Here is a 14,805-nt window from a genome sequence, read left to right on the forward strand (position 1 = left end):
GCGTCAACGCTCAGGCGTTACCGCCGGGTTCGTCAATCCAGGCTCAGCACTCAGCCGCCATATTGCGCCGGCGTCACTGCTTCCAGCCAGTCGGCATGGATGCCGTCGAGCGCCTCCTGCATGGCGATATGCGTCATCGCCGATTTCGGCGCCGCGCCATGCCAATGCTTCTCGCCGGGCGCGAAGGAGATGACGTCACCGGCCCTGATCTCCCGGATTGGCCCGTCCCATGTCTGGGCCAGGCCGGCGCCCGCGGTGACATAAAGCGTCTGCCCAAGCGGATGCGTGTGCCAGTGGGTGCGCGCGCCGGGTTCGAAACTGACCAGCGTGGCCCTGAGCCGCGCCGGCGCCTCGGTCTCGATGATCGGCGTCTGCAGAACCCGGCCGGTGAAGTATTTGTCCGGCGCTATGATGGTCGGCACGCTGCCGCAAGCAATTATTTTCATCGTCTGTTCCTGGAACTGGTCGGAGCTGGCGAGGCGCCGGCCCCTTGAAGTCAAATGCATTCTCGGCCCGGATTGGCCCGGACGCAACCGGCCGGGTCGCCCGCTCGGCCTGATTTTTCTTGACTACGAACCTTGCCCGCATGGGACGGCCGCGCTGTTTGCCGGGCGCTCGGTCGAACCGCTCGCGCTCAGCGCCTGAGCCGGCCAGCCGCGCCGGCTTCCTATTTTTCTTGCCCTGCCGGCAAACAAGTGGGACGATGCATCAGGGCAGGTGGACATGAAAAGAACCCCGCCCGCGACGGTCGAACAGGCCGGCCGCCGCTCAGGACCGATTGACCACGCCTGAACCATGCATGCCAGTCGGTCCTACGGGAAACGCCTGAGTGGAGGTCAGCCATGGGTACTCGCGCCGGAGGACGACGCACGGGACCGAAATGCATTGCCATAGTCGGTCCCTTCGCAAGCGGTAAGACGACACTTCTCGAAGCCATATTGGCCCGTACGGGCGCCATCCCCCGCCAGAATCCGGTTTCATCGGGCAACACCGTTTCAGATCATTCGCTCGAGGCCCGCGCCCACGCCATGAGCGTCGAGGCGTCGATCGCCACCACAGAATTCATGGGCGAGCAATTCACCTTCGTCGACTGCCCCGGGTCGATCGAATTCTCCTTCGAGGCCGAACCGGTACTGGCGGCCTGCGATGTCGCGGTGGTCGTGGCCGAGGCCGACGAAAAAAAGATTCCAGCCCTGCAGCTCATCATGCGCAAGCTTGACGATCTCGGCGTGCCACGCATCCTGTTCCTCAACAAGGTCGACAAGGCGATCGCGGGCGTGCGCGACACGCTGAAGATGCTGCAGCCGACAAGCGCGGCGCCGCTGCTTCTGCGCCAGATTCCGCTGCGCAAGGACGGCGTCGTCATCGGCTCGATCGATCTGGCGCTGGAGCGCGCCTACATCTACCGCGAGTACGCCGAGAGCGAGGTGGCCGAGATACCCGGCGACGACAAGGCGCGCGAACTGGAGGCGCGCTTCTCCATGCTGGAGACGCTGGCCGACCATGACGACCAGCTGATGGAGCAGTTGCTCGAGGAGATCGAGCCGCCCAGGGACGCGATCTTCGACGATCTCGCCGCCGATCTGCGCGACGGCGCGGTGACACCGGTGCTGATCGGCACCGCCGAGAAAGGCAATGGCGTGCTGCGCCTGTTGAAGACGATCCGCCACGACGCGCCCGACATCGAGGCGACCCGCAAGCGGCTCGGTGCCCCGGACGGCAACGCGACGGTGGTCCAGGTGATGAAGACCATCCACACGCCGCATGGCGGCAAGCTGTCGGTGTCACGCATTCTGTCGGGCCAGGTCGCCGACGGCTTGGAACTGTGGCTGCCCGGCGGCGACACCGCCAAGGTTTCCGGCATCTACAGGATGCTGGGCAAGGACCAGGTCAAGCTGACCGCCGCCAGAACCGGCGACACCGTGGCGCTCGGCAAGCTGGACGCGGTCAAGACGGGCCAGACGCTCAGCTCCGCCAAGGGAGGCATCAAACAGCTCTTCGATGTCGAGCCGCCGCAGCCGGTCTTCGCCTTCGCGCTGCGCCCCAAGGAGCGCAAGGACGAGGTCAAGATGTCGGCGGCCATCCAGCGCCTGGCCGAGGAAGACCCCTCGCTCAGCCTGCGCCAAAACCAGGACTCGGCCGAGACCGTGCTGTCGGGTCACGGAGAGATGCATCTGCGCGTGGTGCGCGAGCGGCTGGAGGGCAAGAACCAGATACCGGTCGAAGGCCATGCGCCGGCGGTGCCCTATCGCGAGACGATCCGCAAACCGGTGCAGCAGCGCGGCCGTCACAAGAAACAGTCGGGCGGCCACGGCCAGTTCGGCGATGTGGTGATCGAGATCAAGCCGCTGCCGCGCGGCTCCGGCTTCCAGTTCACCGACACCATCACCGGCGGCGTCGTGCCCAAGACCTACATCCAGTCGGTCGAGACCGGCATACGCGACTATCTGAAGACCGGCCCGCTCGGCTTCCCCGTGGTTGACGTCGCGGTCAACCTGTCGGACGGCTCCTACCATGCGGTCGATTCCTCCGACATGGCGTTCCAGATGGCGGCAAAGCTCGCCATGAAGGAAGGCATGGCCGCCTGCTCGCCGGTGCTTCTGGAGCCGGTGATGAAGATCGAGATCGTCACGCCGTCGGACGCGACATCGAAGATCATCGCGCTGATCCCGCAGCGGCGCGGCCAGATCCTCGGCTATGACGCGCGGCCCGATTGGCCCGGATGGGATGTCGTCGAGGCGACCATGCCGCAGGCCGAGATCGGTGATCTGATCATCGAGTTGCGGTCGGCCACTTCAGGCGTTGCCAGCTACCGCGCCGCCTTCGACCATATGGCCGAGCTGACTGGCCGTCTCGCCGACGAGGCGATGAACGCCAACGGCAAGGCCGCCTGATTTCACTCGTTTCATGAGAAGCCCCCTCGAAGGATCGAGGGGGCAAAAACCAAAAACGGCGCCCGGGGGGCCGGACGCCGTTTTGTTGTGCGGACCGTTTTCTTGGGAGGAGAAACGGCAGGTCCGCCGCATGTAGGTCGCCGAACTTCGGCGGAAAAGGTTCGGACGCGGTAGCCGCCTGAGCCCGGGCCGTACGAGTGATGCCCCCATCTCCCGTCCGAACCACACCGCGTCCTAGCATCTACATAGCAGCGGAAGGCATCGTTGTCATGTTACCAGAGGTTACACGACACTGTTACGTGGCAATTCTGATGAAATTTTCGCTCGTCCCGCCCGAGTCCGGGCAACAAAAAAGCCGGATCAACGAAGATCCGGCTGAGTTTGATTGGAAGTGCCTGTTAAGGCTAACCTCCAGAGGGGAACACTCGAGGGCGCTAATGGGAGGAGAACGCGCCCAGGAGATGATCTATATATGTGCTCATCATGCCCAAGAAACAAGCATCTATTTTGCAACACACGCATGCAAAAAAACACAGGCTGTGGTCCAACCCATTTGGGGAGCCAATAGGACCAGCAGAATCGTGAAAATGAAGCGTACTTTCGGGTCATTCTCGTCTCGAAAACGCCAATCCCAACCGATTTTGTTCCCAAAATGCCGAAAAACACTGATGATGTGGAATGAGGCACCGGCGGTTCAATTCCAAGGCAGTCAAGCGGAGATCAACCAATGCGTAGGTTTTCGGCGATTGCCGGCAGCGGCATTTTCCTGATTGCTGCCCCCGGCGTGGTCGCCGGGCTGATTCCCTGGCTGCTCAGCGAGCGCTGGAGCCTGCCATGGTCGCCCCTGCCCGGCCTTGTCGTCGCCGGCGGCGTCCTCATTGTCGCCGCGGCCGCCGTGCTGCTACATGCCTTCGCCAGCTTCGCACTGGAGGGGCTGGGCACGCCGGCCCCCGTCGCACCAACCGAAAGACTGGTGATCGGCGGCATCTACCGCCATGTCCGCAATCCCATGTATGTCGCCGTGCTGTCGATCATTATCGGCCAGGCGCTGTTGTTCTCGAGCTGGTCGATCGCCACCTACGCGGCGATCGCGGCGGCTGAAATGGTGACCTTCGTCAAGCTCTATGAGGAGCCGACGCTCGCCGGCCGCCATGGCGCCGAATACAAAGCCTACCGCCACAACGTACCGGGGTGGCTGCCGCGGATTACGCCCTGGAAAGGATAGGCTCGCGGAGCTGACCCTGGATCAGAAGGACCAGCTTCTGGCCTTGGCGATGATGAAGTCGCGGAACACGTGCAGCTTGGCCTGGTTCTTCATCGCGTCGGGATAGGCGAAATAGGTGTCGAAGGACGGCACCTCGGTTTCCGGCAAAAGCTGCACCAGGCCGGAATCCTTGCTGATCACATAGTCCGGCAGCATGGCGATGCCGGCGCCGCCCTGCACGGCGCGCTTGATCGACAGGATGTCGTTGATCTGCAGTGTCGGCACGCGCCGGCCGCTCTCGAAATCACCGACCGTCTCCAGCCAGTTCAACTCCGACAGATGCGACGGCACAGGCAGGCCGAAGGTGACGATGCGATGGCTTCTCAACTCTGCGATCGAGCCCGGCTTGCCGTATTTGGCGACATAGGACGGTGCCGCGTAGAGATGGAAATGCACGGTGAACAGGCGGCGCTGGATCAGGTCCGGCTGTTGCGGCTGGCGCAGCCGGATGGCGCAATCGGCCTGGCGCATGGTGAGGTCGAGCTCCTCGTTGGCGAGGATCAGCTGCAGGCTGATTTCGGGGTAGAGTTCGATGAACTCCTGCACCCGCTCGGTCAGCCAGCCGGCGCCGAGGCCGACGGTCGTCGTCACCCTGAGCACACCGGACGGGCGGTCCTTGGTCTCGGTCAGCCGCGACTTGATGGTTTCCAGCTTCATCAGCACGTCATGCGCCGTGCGGAACAGCATCTCGCCCTGTTCGGTCAGCACAAGGCCGCGTGCATGACGATTGAACAGCGGCACGCCGACATCATGTTCGAGCGCGCTCACCTGTCTCGATATCGCCGATTGCGACAGATGCAGCGTCTCGGCCGCATGCGTAAACGACCCCGCTTCCGCCGCAGCGTGAAACACGCGTAGCTTGTCCCAGTCCAACGCCATGATTTCCCCTCGTTCCGGTTGGCGTTTGAATGAAAAATCAGGCTTTTACACGGCGCTTCTAAGCCGTTTTTTTAACAGTTTTGCGAGCCGCCTATTCCGCTGCCTCGCGATGCACCTCGATGCCGGCCAGATACTTTTCCGCTTCGAGCGCGGCCATGCAGCCGAGCCCCGCCGCCGTCACTGCCTGACGGTAGATATCGTCGGTCACGTCGCCGGCCGCGAACACGCCAGGCACGTCGGTGCGCGTCGAATCCGGCGCTGTCCACAGATAGCCGTTCGGCTTCTGCTTCAGCTTGCCGGCGAACAGCTCGACCGCGGGCGCATGGCCGATGGCCACGAAGACGCCGTCGACCTTGAGGTGGCTCTCGGCACCGGTCACGGCATGCCTGAGCTTCAGCCCCTCCACCGAAGGCGGCAGCGGTGCCTTGCCGGGGCGGCCGGTGATCTCGTCGACGATCGTGTCCCAGATGACGCGGACATTGTCCTTCTTCAACAGCCGCTCGCGCAGGATGCGCTCGGCACGGAAGTCCGAGCGCCTGTGAATGACGGTGACGCTCTTGGCGAGGTTGGACAGATAGAGCGCCTCTTCCACCGCCGAATTGCCGCCGCCGACCACCGCGACATCCTTGCCGCGATAGAAGAAGCCGTCGCAGGTGGCGCAGGCCGAAACGCCGAAGCCCATGAAGTCCTGCTCGGTGGGAATGCCCAGCCACTTGGCTTGTGCGCCGGTGGCGATGATCAACGCGTCGGCCGTGTAGGTCGTGCCGGAATCGCCCTTGGCGCGGAACGGCCGCACATTGAGGTCGACCTCGGTGATGATGTCGTTGATGATGTCAGTGCCGACATGCTCGGCCTGCTTGAGCATCTGCTCCATCAGCCACGGCCCCTGGATCGGGTCGGCGAAGCCGGGATAGTTTTCGACGTCCGTGGTGATCATCAGCTGACCGCCCTGCTGCAGGCCGGCGACGAGCATCGGCTTCAGCATGGCGCGCGCGGCATAGACCGCCGCCGTATAGCCGGCCGGACCGGAACCGATGATGAGAACGGGCGCATGCTTGGTGGTCATTTGGAGCCTCTGCGGGGCGGACACGAGTGTGCCTTGGAAAAAGACGTGGAATGTAGCGCTTAATGTAAGGGCTGCCAGCCACGCCAGCAAGACGAGCGAACCGTCGTCCCCGGAAAGCTTCGGCCCGTGTGGATATTCGCGCGATCAGCGCTTTTCGTTACCTGTCCAAAATCGCGTCGACGAGGGCTGGCTTCGACACAAAAGTCGTTTAATTACAAAATCGCGAAAGATTCTTGCGCCACACTGATCATCGAGAACCCTAATGCCCCTCAAGGCCGATCTTGACGCCATCGACTGGAAGATCCTGCGCGAGCTTCAGTCGGACGGGCGCATGACCAATGTCGAGCTCTCGAACCGCGTCGGCATTTCGGCCCCGCCCTGCCTGCGCCGGGTCAAGCGGCTAGAGGAAGCCGGTATCATCCGTGGCTATCGCGCGCTGCTCAACGCCCCGGCGCTCGGCCTCGATGTCGTCGCCTTTTGCCTGGTCGGGCTGCATCACCAGGCCGATGCCGAACTGCGCATCTTCGCCGACCGCACGCGCGGCTGGCCGATCGTGCGCGATGCCTGGATGGTGTCGGGCGAGTCCGATTTCCTGCTGCATTGCGTGGCAAGCGACCTCGGCAGCTTCCAGACCTTCGTCATCGAGGAACTGACCTCGACGCCGAACGTCGACACGGTGCGCACCGCGCTCACCATTCGTCGCGTCAAGGATGAGGGTTTGGTGTCGTTCGAACGACCCTGAGGCCAGCCGACGCCCGCGCGATAGGCGAATTCCTGACCTTCGCCACACCGGCGCCGCGTTGGTATTCGAAAGACGTTGATATACAAGGCTGAACGGCTCTGCCGGACTTCACTGCTTGACTGGGCGCTTGACTGGTTTCTCAAGCCATTCCAGAAAAAATGTGTAACGGTTTTCCGCCCGGAATTGCTTGAGAACAGATGGCGCGAGCACGTGAAATCCGGAAGAATCCGCATGAGAAGGGGACCATGACCCGTTTTGCAAGCCCGGTCTCGGCGCTCATCATCTGCGTGAACGAGGCCGATATGATCGGCCCGTGCCTGGAAAGCATCGATTTCTGCGCCGAGATCATCATCGTCGATTCCGGCTCGACGGACGGCACCGTCGAATGCGTGAAAAGCTATATCGCCAAGGGCTATCCGATAACGCTGCTGCACAATGACTGGCCGGGGTTCCCCCGCCAGCGGCAATTCGCGCTCGACCATGCCAACCAGCCCTGGTGCCTTTCGATCGACCCGGACGAGCGCGTCGACGGCCGGCTGCGGCAGTCGATCGTGGCCATCACCCAGGCGGCCGGCGGCAAGGCCAGCGGATGGTACATGCGCCGCCGCGACTGGCTGAAGGGCTACGGCTATGCCCATCGCTGGGTCCTGCACAACAGGCTGCTCAGGCTTTTCCGCAGGGAAGGCGCCACCATGGATCTCACCGCGCGGGTGCATGAATCCGTTCGCGTGCCGGGCGAGACCGACACGATCGAGGACGGTGTCTTGCTGCATCGCCGTGAAATATCGGTCGAGGAGGATCTTGCCCGGGCCAACGCCTATTCCAGCCTCAAGGCGGTCACGCTGGTCGAGAAAGGCAAGAAGCCCGGCCTGGTGCGGCTGGTGCTGTCACCGTTCGGCAACTTCCTGAAATTCTACCTGGCCAAGCGCTACTTCCTGTGCGGCCGCCACGGCTTCGTCTACTCGATGTCGGTGATGATCTATTCCTTCGCCACCGAGGCCAAGCTCTACGAAGCCTCGCAGCGCGACGATAAGGCCTAGGCCGGCAGGCCGCGGTCCCGACCGAGCGTCTCCACGGCCGCGAGCAGGCCGCCGAGATCGCGGTCGTCATGCAAGCGCCTGATGGCGAAGCCAGGCTGAAGTGCCCCCTCACCGTCGACCAGCCAGCCCTGCGCCAGGCCCGCGCGTTGGCCCGCCTGCATGTCGGCCAGCTTGTCGCCGACCATCAGGGAGCGCTGGAGATCGAGATCAAGGCGCCTGCCCGCCTCGATCAGCATGCCCGGATTGGGCTTGCGCATCGGATGATCGGCAACAGCGAGAAGCCCGACGCCAGCCTCGTGATAGGCGCAGGCCAGCACCATGTCGACGAACACACCCTGCCCGTTCAGCAACTCGACCACGCGGGCGTTCACCTTGGCGAAAACGTCCCAGCCGAAATAGCCGCGCGCGATGCCGGACTGGTTGGTGACGACGATCACCGGTATCCCCCTCCGGTTGGCGGCGGCGATCGCCGGCAGCATCCGTCGCCTGAGCTCGATCTCGGCCGGATCGCTGGGATAGTCGGTGTCGACATTGATGGTGCCGTCGCGGTCGAGGAACAGCGCCGGCGAGCGTACCGGGAAAACCCGGCCGCCGATCCGCTCCACCCAGAGCCCCGGTTCGGTCAGCGGGTGCGGCGTCCCGATCCCGTCAGCCATTCGACAGGCGCGCTTCGACCACCTCGCACAGATAGTGATAGAGGCACAAATGGCCTTGCTGGATGATCGGCGTCGAGGTCGAAGGTACGTTGAGCAGGATGTCGGTGAGCGGCTTCAGCTTGCCACCGGTGTCGCCGGTCAGGCTGATCACCGTCATGTCCATCATGCGCGCCTGTTCGGCGGCGGCAAGGATGCTCGGCGAATTGCCGCTGGTCGAGATCGCCAGAAGCACGCCGCCTGCGGCCCCATGCGCTTCGACCTGGCGTGAAAACACCGTGTCGAATCCGTAATCATTGCCCCAGGCGGTCAGCATCCCGGCATTGGCCGGCAGCGCAATCACATTGTAGGCCTTGCGCTCCTTCAGGAAGCGGCCGACCAGTTCGGTGGCGATATGGATGGCGTCGCTGGCCGAGCCGCCATTGCCGCAGACCAGCAAGGCCTTTCCGGAGGAAAGCGCCGACACGACGGCACTCGCCGCACGCTCCATCTCGCTGGTCAGATCTCGCTCGACCGTGGCAGTGATGGCGGCCGCCGAGCGGACCAGATAGTCGTTCAATTCGGACATGAGATCCCTCAGTTGGTGGCGCCGCCGGCGCGCAGTTTGCCGATCGTGCCGGTGGTGCTCTTGCCGGCGACGAGGTCGACCAGCACGACGCGGCCGCCCGCCTTCTGCACCACATCGGCGCCGACCACGGTGTCGATCGTGTAGTCGGCGCCCTTGACCAGTATGTCGGGCAGAAGCGCTTCGATCAGCGCCAGCGGCGTATCCTCCTCGAACACCACCACGGCATCGACGGAAGCGAGCGCGGCGAGCACGCAGGCGCGGTCATGCTGGTCGTTGACCGGGCGGCCCGGCCCTTTCAGCCGGCGCACGGAAGCATCGCTGTTGAGGCCGAGCACCAGCCGGTCGCACTGGCTGCGCGCCGCGTGCAGCAGGCTGACATGGCCGGCATGCAGGATGTCGAAGCAGCCATTGGTGAAGCCGACGCTCAGCCCCTCCGCCTTCCATGCCGTCACCATGCGCGCGGCCGAGGCGGCGTCGAGGATAGCGTCCTTGTGGGCGGTCGGACCATGCGAGCGGAACAGGGCGCCGGTGAGTTCCTCGACGCTCAGCCGCGCGGTGCCGCGCTTGCCGACCACGACGCCGCCGGCGGCGTTGGCGATGGAGGCCGCGGCGACAGGATCGGCGCCGGCTGCAAGCGCCAGCGCGAAGGTCGCGATCACCGTATCGCCGGCGCCCGAGACGTCGAACACCTCGCGCGCCTGGGTGGCGATGTGGCGCGCCTCCTCGGGGCCGACCACGCTCATGCCCTTTTCGCTGCGGGTGGCGACGACGAAGTCGAAGCCGTGCGCCGAAATCAGTTCCCGCGCAGCCGCCACGATCTCGTCATCGGCGAACACCGCATGGCCGACGGCCTCGCCGAGTTCCTTGCGGTTGGGGGTGACGGCGGTCGCGCCGGCATAGCGCGCATAGTCGCGGCCCTTCGGGTCGACAAGCACCGGCTTGCCCGCCTCCCGGCAGATGGCGATCAGTTCGGCGGCGACGCCGTCCAGCAAGATGCCCTTGCCGTAATCGGACAGGATGACGATGTCCGCCTGTTGCAGCGCGTCCCGGAAACGGCGGATCAGCTCAGCCCGTTCCGCCTCGCCGAGCGGCCTGATCTCTTCTTCGTCGAAGCGCAGCACCTGCTGGTTGAGCGCGCTGAAGCGGCTCTTCGACGAGGTCATGCGGCCGCGCTGCTGTGAAAGGCCAGCTGTCTCTGCGCCAAGCTCGCCCAGCATCCGCGCCAGGCTGTCGCCGGCGGGATCAGTGCCGATCACCGAGACCGGAATGGCGCGCGCGCCAAGCGAGACGATGTTGGCCACGACATTGCCGGCGCCACCCATGGCCGAGCTTTCGCCGCGCCCGTGCAGCACCGGGATCGGCGCTTCCGGCGAAATCCGCTCGATGACGCCATTGACGAAGCGGTCGAGGATGAAGTCGCCGACCACCAGCACGGCGATGTCGCCGAAGCGCGCGATGGCGCGGTGCAGGGGCTCGGGAGAAGGCGGATTGTGCTTGATCATGTCATCTGCCACGCGCGGGAAACGCCGATCTCAGATAGGTCGAAACACCAGATTTGCGAGGCCGGTCGGTCATGCCTGCCGATATACCGCAATTCGGCGCAGCGCAACGCCGGGGCGGAGGCAAACCCGGACCGGTCAGGTTTTCTGCAGGGCGACGTGGACGCCGAGCCCGACCAGCACCGCGCCGCCGGCCCGCTGCATCAGCCGCTGCGCCCGGCTCGAACGGCGCAGCCGGCCGATCACCAGGCCGGCCAGGAACACGCACACGACATCGGCCGAGGAGAACATCAGGTTTGACGATGGTGCCCAGCACGACGAACTGCAGCCACACCGGCAAGGCCGCGGAGGCATCGATGAACTGCGGCAGGAACGCCATGAAGAATATCGCGGTCTTGGGATTGAGCACCTCGACGGCGATGCTCTCGAAGAACGCTCGGCATGCCGATTTGCGCTCGATCGCCGGCAGCGCCACGTCGCCCTCCACGCGCTTGCGAAACAGCGAGATGCCGAGCCAGATCAGGTACAGCGCGCCGACCAGCTTGACCGCCATGTAGAGCGGCGGAACGGCATGGAACAGCACCGACAGGCCGGCGGCGGCGGCAAAGACATGCACATAGCCGCCGAGGTGAATGCCGAGTGCCGCCGTCAGCCCCGACCAGCGTCCGCGCGCCATGGTCTGCGCGGCGGCGTAGAGCATGGCCGGACCCGGAATATAGGCGAAGATCGCCGTGGTGGCGAAAAACGCGATCAGCAGTTCGGTCGACGGCATTTTTTGTTCCTTTGTCGTTGGGTCTATGACAGGCAGCGCTTACTAACTTCAGCCCTTCGTCTCCGTTTTGGCGATACCACAAATGTTGGGTGTCTTCGAATTCGACCTATGACCTTTTTCTGGCGTTGGCGCTGCCCCTCACCTGCCTGCCGGCATCCTCTCCCCGTATAGAGACGGGGAGAGGGACGCTGTCATCGATGGTTTCGCCAATTTTCAACGTTGCAAGAGAAGGCGGCGAGGTTGCGTCCAGTTTCTTCTCCCCGTCACTATACGGGGAGAAGGTGCCGGCAGGCGGATGAGGGGCGGCGCTGCCCTGACGTGATTGTCAGCAAGAAGCCTATGGCGACTCGCTAGACAGCAGCTTTGGGCCTAATCACGGATCCTGCTTTGTCGACAGCCCGGCCAGCCTCCCTTATAAGGACCGGAATCGCACGCAACCAGAGGCCTTCATGATCATCGTCACGGGCGGCGCCGGCATGATCGGCTCCAACATCGTCGCCGCGCTCAATGCGGAAGGTCATGACGACATCCTGGTCGTCGACGACCTCACCGACGGCCACAAGATCGCCAACTTGGCCGATCTCAGCATTGCCGACTATCTCGACAAGGACGACCTCCTGGCCCACATGGAAGCCGGCTCGCTCGGCCGCATCGAGGCAGTCTTTCATCAGGGGGCTTGCTCGACCACCACCGAATGGAACGGCAAGTTCATGATGGACGTGAACTACGCCTATTCGAAACAGCTGCTGCATGCCTGCCAGGCGCTGCGCGTGCCCTTTCTCTACGCTTCCTCGGCTTCGGTCTATGGCGGCGGATCCGAATTTCGTGAGGAGCCGGCGTTTGAACGGCCACTCAACGTCTATGCCTATTCCAAGAAACTCTTCGACGACTATGTCAGGCGCACGGTGTTCGACAGCGATCATTCGCAGGTCGCGGGGCTGCGCTACTTCAATGTCTATGGCCCGCGCGAGGCGCATAAGGGCGCCATGGCCTCGGTCGCCTTCCATCTGTTCAACCAGGTCGAGCGCGGCGAAAATCCGAAGCTGTTCGGCGCCCATGACGGCTTCGGACCGGGCGAGCAAAGCCGCGATTTCATCCATGTCGGCGATGTCGCCGACGTCAATCTGTGGCTATGGAAGCGTGGCGCGAGCGGCATCTTCAACTGCGGCACCGGCCGCGCCCAGCCGTTCCGCGCCATCGCCGAAACGGTCATCGACGCGCTGGGCAAGGGCGAGATCGAGTTCATAGAATTCCCCGACCATCTCAAGGGCAGCTACCAGAGTTTTACCCAGGCTGATATGTCCCGCTTGCGCGCGGCCGGCTATAACGGGCAATTCCGCACAGTGGAAACCGGCGTCAGAGACTATGTCGAATGGCTGAAAGCCCAACGATCCTCGTGATCGGCCCACGCTGGGTGGGCGATATGGTGATGGCGCAGTGCCTGTTCTCGGCGCTGAAGGAGCTCCATCCCAACGCCGCGATCGATGTGCTGGCGCCCGCCTGGGCGGCACCTCTGGTCAAGCGCATGCCGGAGATCCGCCAGCAGATCGACTTTCCGCTGAAGCCCGGCACGCTCGAATTCAGCCATCGCCGCCGCTTCGGCCGCCTGCTGCGCGGCCGCTACGACTTGGCCTATGTGCTGCCAGGCAGCTGGAAGTCGGCGCTGATCCCGTTCTTTGCCCGCATTCCGCGCCGTTTCGGCAATCTGCGCGAAATGCGCTATGGCCTTTTGACCGACATCGTACCATTGCCCGACGCCGTGAAACGGCGCACCGCGCAGGCCTATTTCGGCCTCGCCCAGGGCGGCAGTTTCCGCGCACCCCGGCTGACCGTGGACGCTAAAAACCAGGCCGCCCTGCTCGACCGCTTCGGTCTGGCGCCGCAAAAATTCGTGGCCCTGATGCCCGGTGCCGAGTTCGGCCCGGCCAAGCGCTGGCCAAGCGAAAGCTATGCCGGCCTTGCCCGCGAATTCATGGGCAAGGGACTGAAGGTCGCCCTGTTCGGCTCGAAGAACGACCGCGACGTGACGGCCGAAATCGCCGCATTGGCCCCCGGCGTCGTCGACCTCGCCGGCCAGACGCGGCTGGAGGACGCCATCGACCTGATCGCGGCCGCCCGGCTCGCGGTCTCCAACGACAGCGGGCTCATGCATGTCGCGGCCGCCGTCGGCACGCCGATCGTTGCCGTCTACGGCTCGACCTCGCCTGAAAATACGCCGCCACTGGCGGAACGGCGCGAACTGGTCTGGCTCGGCCTGTCCTGCTCGCCTTGCCACCAGAAAATCTGTCCGCTCGGCCACCTCAACTGCCTCAAGACATTGGAAGTCGGACGGGTCGCCGCGGCGGCGGACCGGCTGCTGGAAGTTCCGGCCGCGGCATGAAGGTGCTGATCGTCAAGACATCGTCGATGGGCGATGTCATCCACACCTTTCCGGCACTCGAGGATGCCTGCCGCGCGCGGCCTGATATCGCTTTCGACTGGTGCGTGGAGGAGGCGTTTGCCGGCATCGTCGCGCTGCATCCGGCGATCGGCACCATCCACACGGTGGCGATAAGGCGCTGGCGAAAGAGCCTCTTCGACACGAACACCTGGCGCCAGGCGGCGGCCCTGCGCCGTGCCTTGCGCGCCTGCCGATATGATCTCGTCGTCGATGCGCAAGGCCTGCTGAAATCGGCCCTGGTGGCACGCCAGGCGCGTGCGCCGATCGCCGGCTTCGACCGGTCGAGCGCGCGCGAACCCTCGGCGACGCTGTTCTACGACGTCCCCTACGCCGTGCCGCGCGACCTGCACGCCATCGAGCGGACAAGGCGGCTGTTCGGGTTGGCGCTCGGCTACCGGCCCGATCTTTCGACGCTCGACTCCGGCATCGTCGCACCGATGGGCACGATCGCCGGCATCGACGGAAAAGCGGCCTTCCTGCTGCACGGCACCAGCCGCGAGGACAAGAAATGGCCTGCCGAGGACTGGATCGGAACCGCCCGCCTGCTGGTCGAGCGCGGCATGACGCCGGTCACCACCTGGTCGAACGAACGGGAGAAGGCCGTGGCCGAAGCGATCGCCAAGGCCGTGCCATCCACGGTCGTGCTGCCCAAATCGCCGCTGGCCGACATCGCAGCCATTCTCGGCCGCTCGACGCTCGTCATCGGCGCTGATACGGGATTGACCCACCTCGCCAGCGCCTTCGGCCTGCCGACGGTGGCGGTATTTTTGGCAACTGAACCGGGTTTGACCGGGCCGCGTGGGCAATATGCATCGACGCTGCTGGCAGCGTCCGGCGCGCGCGTGACGCCGGCGCAGGTGGTGGCGGAAGCGGAACGACTTTTAGAGCTTAGCCGGGCAAATACCCGGAAATACTGACTTTTCGACCGAACGATTGGAAAGGCTAGCGCCGCCCCTCATCTGCCTGCCGGCATCTTCTCCCCGTATAG

13 protein-coding genes and 1 pseudogene are annotated in these 14,805 nt (G+C 64.3%); 7 read left to right on the forward strand and 7 right to left on the reverse strand.

The annotated features are described in order from the left end of the window. Window positions 1-50 precede the first annotated feature (50 nt). Window positions 51-446, reverse strand: a complete 396-nt coding sequence (locus EN824_RS31140) for a cupin domain-containing protein (protein ID WP_127279112.1) — start codon at window positions 444-446, stop codon at window positions 51-53. Between the two features lie 396 nt (window positions 447-842). Here EN824_RS31140 and EN824_RS31145 point away from each other — a divergent pair, with 396 nt between their 5' ends. Then, entirely contained in the window at window positions 843-2,894 is a 2,052-nt protein-coding gene (locus EN824_RS31145) for an elongation factor G (protein ID WP_135867438.1), read from the forward strand. A gap of 727 nt (window positions 2,895-3,621) precedes the next feature. Then, a complete protein-coding gene (locus EN824_RS31150) occupies window positions 3,622-4,119 on the forward strand; it encodes an isoprenylcysteine carboxylmethyltransferase family protein (protein ID WP_135933053.1) in 498 nt (165 codons plus the stop codon). Between the two features lie 21 nt (window positions 4,120-4,140). Here EN824_RS31150 and EN824_RS31155 read toward each other — a convergent pair whose 3' ends face one another. Beyond that, complete coding sequence (locus tag EN824_RS31155; RefSeq protein WP_127873461.1) at window positions 4,141-5,037, reverse strand: LysR family transcriptional regulator; 897 nt, start codon at window positions 5,035-5,037, stop codon at window positions 4,141-4,143. Between the two features lie 91 nt (window positions 5,038-5,128). Continuing rightward, on the reverse strand, window positions 5,129-6,103 hold the full coding sequence (gene trxB, locus EN824_RS31160) for a thioredoxin-disulfide reductase (protein WP_135867440.1): 975 nt from the start codon (window positions 6,101-6,103) through the stop codon (window positions 5,129-5,131). 262 nt (window positions 6,104-6,365) lie between these two features. Here trxB and EN824_RS31165 point away from each other — a divergent pair, with 262 nt between their 5' ends. Both EN824_RS31165 and EN824_RS31170 read left to right on the forward strand, forming a co-directional pair. Beyond that, entirely contained in the window at window positions 6,366-6,845 is a 480-nt protein-coding gene (locus EN824_RS31165) for an Lrp/AsnC family transcriptional regulator (RefSeq protein ID WP_127873463.1), read from the forward strand. A 245-nt stretch (window positions 6,846-7,090) separates the two neighbouring features. Continuing rightward, a complete protein-coding gene (locus tag EN824_RS31170; protein ID WP_127278287.1) occupies window positions 7,091-7,885 on the forward strand; it encodes a glycosyltransferase family 2 protein in 795 nt (264 codons plus the stop codon). Here the strand turns inward: EN824_RS31170 and gmhB are convergent. The 4 genes and pseudogenes from gmhB to EN824_RS31190 form a co-directional block, all read right to left on the reverse strand. Further along, window positions 7,882-8,541 (reverse strand): D-glycero-beta-D-manno-heptose 1,7-bisphosphate 7-phosphatase, encoded by a 660-nt coding sequence (gene gmhB, locus EN824_RS31175; RefSeq protein WP_135867441.1) that lies wholly within the window; start codon window positions 8,539-8,541, stop codon window positions 7,882-7,884. The genes EN824_RS31170 and gmhB overlap by 4 nt on opposite strands. Continuing rightward, window positions 8,534-9,106: an SIS domain-containing protein gene (locus EN824_RS31180; protein WP_127278285.1), complete on the reverse strand. Its 573-nt coding sequence runs from the start codon at window positions 9,104-9,106 to the stop codon at window positions 8,534-8,536. Before EN824_RS31180 ends, gmhB begins: the two co-directional genes overlap by 8 nt. Window positions 9,107-9,114: 8 nt before the next feature. After that, a complete protein-coding gene (gene rfaE1 / locus EN824_RS31185) occupies window positions 9,115-10,608 on the reverse strand; it encodes a D-glycero-beta-D-manno-heptose-7-phosphate kinase (protein WP_135867442.1) in 1,494 nt (497 codons plus the stop codon). Between the two features lie 135 nt (window positions 10,609-10,743). Further along, window positions 10,744-11,377, reverse strand: a pseudogene (locus tag EN824_RS31190) (LysE family translocator). Window positions 11,378-11,826: 449 nt separating this feature from the next. On the opposite strand from EN824_RS31190, the gene rfaD reads away from it, so the two are divergent. Genes rfaD through waaC form a run of 3 tightly spaced genes read left to right on the forward strand, consistent with a single transcriptional unit; the run spans window position 11,827 to window position 14,734 of the window. Then, window positions 11,827-12,777, forward strand: coding sequence for an ADP-glyceromanno-heptose 6-epimerase (rfaD, locus tag EN824_RS31200; RefSeq protein ID WP_135867443.1), 951 nt, complete (start codon window positions 11,827-11,829; stop codon window positions 12,775-12,777). Then, window positions 12,750-13,757: a lipopolysaccharide heptosyltransferase II gene (gene waaF, locus EN824_RS31205; protein WP_135867444.1), complete on the forward strand. Its 1,008-nt coding sequence runs from the start codon at window positions 12,750-12,752 to the stop codon at window positions 13,755-13,757. The genes rfaD and waaF overlap by 28 nt, the downstream gene beginning before the upstream one ends. Continuing rightward, entirely contained in the window at window positions 13,754-14,734 is a 981-nt protein-coding gene (waaC, locus tag EN824_RS31210; RefSeq protein WP_135867445.1) for a lipopolysaccharide heptosyltransferase I, read from the forward strand. The genes waaF and waaC overlap by 4 nt, the downstream gene beginning before the upstream one ends. The last annotated feature ends 71 nt before the right edge of the window (window positions 14,735-14,805 follow it).

Origin of the sequence: Mesorhizobium sp. M8A.F.Ca.ET.181.01.1.1 (assembly GCF_004792025.1) — a bacterium.
In the GTDB taxonomy this organism is placed as follows: Bacteria; Pseudomonadota; Alphaproteobacteria; order Rhizobiales; family Rhizobiaceae; genus Mesorhizobium.

Bases quoted from the DNA above. Each gene is read 5' to 3' on its own strand.
- EN824_RS31140 (WP_127279112.1), bottom strand. From the start codon at position 446: ATGAAAATAATTGCTTGCGGCAGCGTGCCGACCATCATAGCGCCGGAC.
- EN824_RS31145 (WP_135867438.1), top strand. From the start codon at position 843: ATGGGTACTCGCGCCGGAGGACGACGCACGGGACCGAAATGCATTGCC.
- EN824_RS31150 (WP_135933053.1), top strand. From the start codon at position 3,622: ATGCGTAGGTTTTCGGCGATTGCCGGCAGCGGCATTTTCCTGATTGCT.
- EN824_RS31155 (WP_127873461.1), bottom strand. From the start codon at position 5,037: ATGGCGTTGGACTGGGACAAGCTACGCGTGTTTCACGCTGCGGCGGAA.
- trxB (WP_135867440.1), bottom strand. From the start codon at position 6,103: ATGACCACCAAGCATGCGCCCGTTCTCATCATCGGTTCCGGTCCGGCC.
- EN824_RS31165 (WP_127873463.1), top strand. From the start codon at position 6,366: ATGCCCCTCAAGGCCGATCTTGACGCCATCGACTGGAAGATCCTGCGC.
- EN824_RS31170 (WP_127278287.1), top strand. From the start codon at position 7,091: ATGACCCGTTTTGCAAGCCCGGTCTCGGCGCTCATCATCTGCGTGAAC.
- gmhB (WP_135867441.1), bottom strand. From the start codon at position 8,541: ATGGCTGACGGGATCGGGACGCCGCACCCGCTGACCGAACCGGGGCTC.
- EN824_RS31180 (WP_127278285.1), bottom strand. From the start codon at position 9,106: ATGTCCGAATTGAACGACTATCTGGTCCGCTCGGCGGCCGCCATCACT.
- rfaE1 (WP_135867442.1), bottom strand. From the start codon at position 10,608: ATGATCAAGCACAATCCGCCTTCTCCCGAGCCCCTGCACCGCGCCATC.
- rfaD (WP_135867443.1), top strand. From the start codon at position 11,827: ATGATCATCGTCACGGGCGGCGCCGGCATGATCGGCTCCAACATCGTC.
- waaF (WP_135867444.1), top strand. From the start codon at position 12,750: ATGGCTGAAAGCCCAACGATCCTCGTGATCGGCCCACGCTGGGTGGGC.
- waaC (WP_135867445.1), top strand. From the start codon at position 13,754: ATGAAGGTGCTGATCGTCAAGACATCGTCGATGGGCGATGTCATCCAC.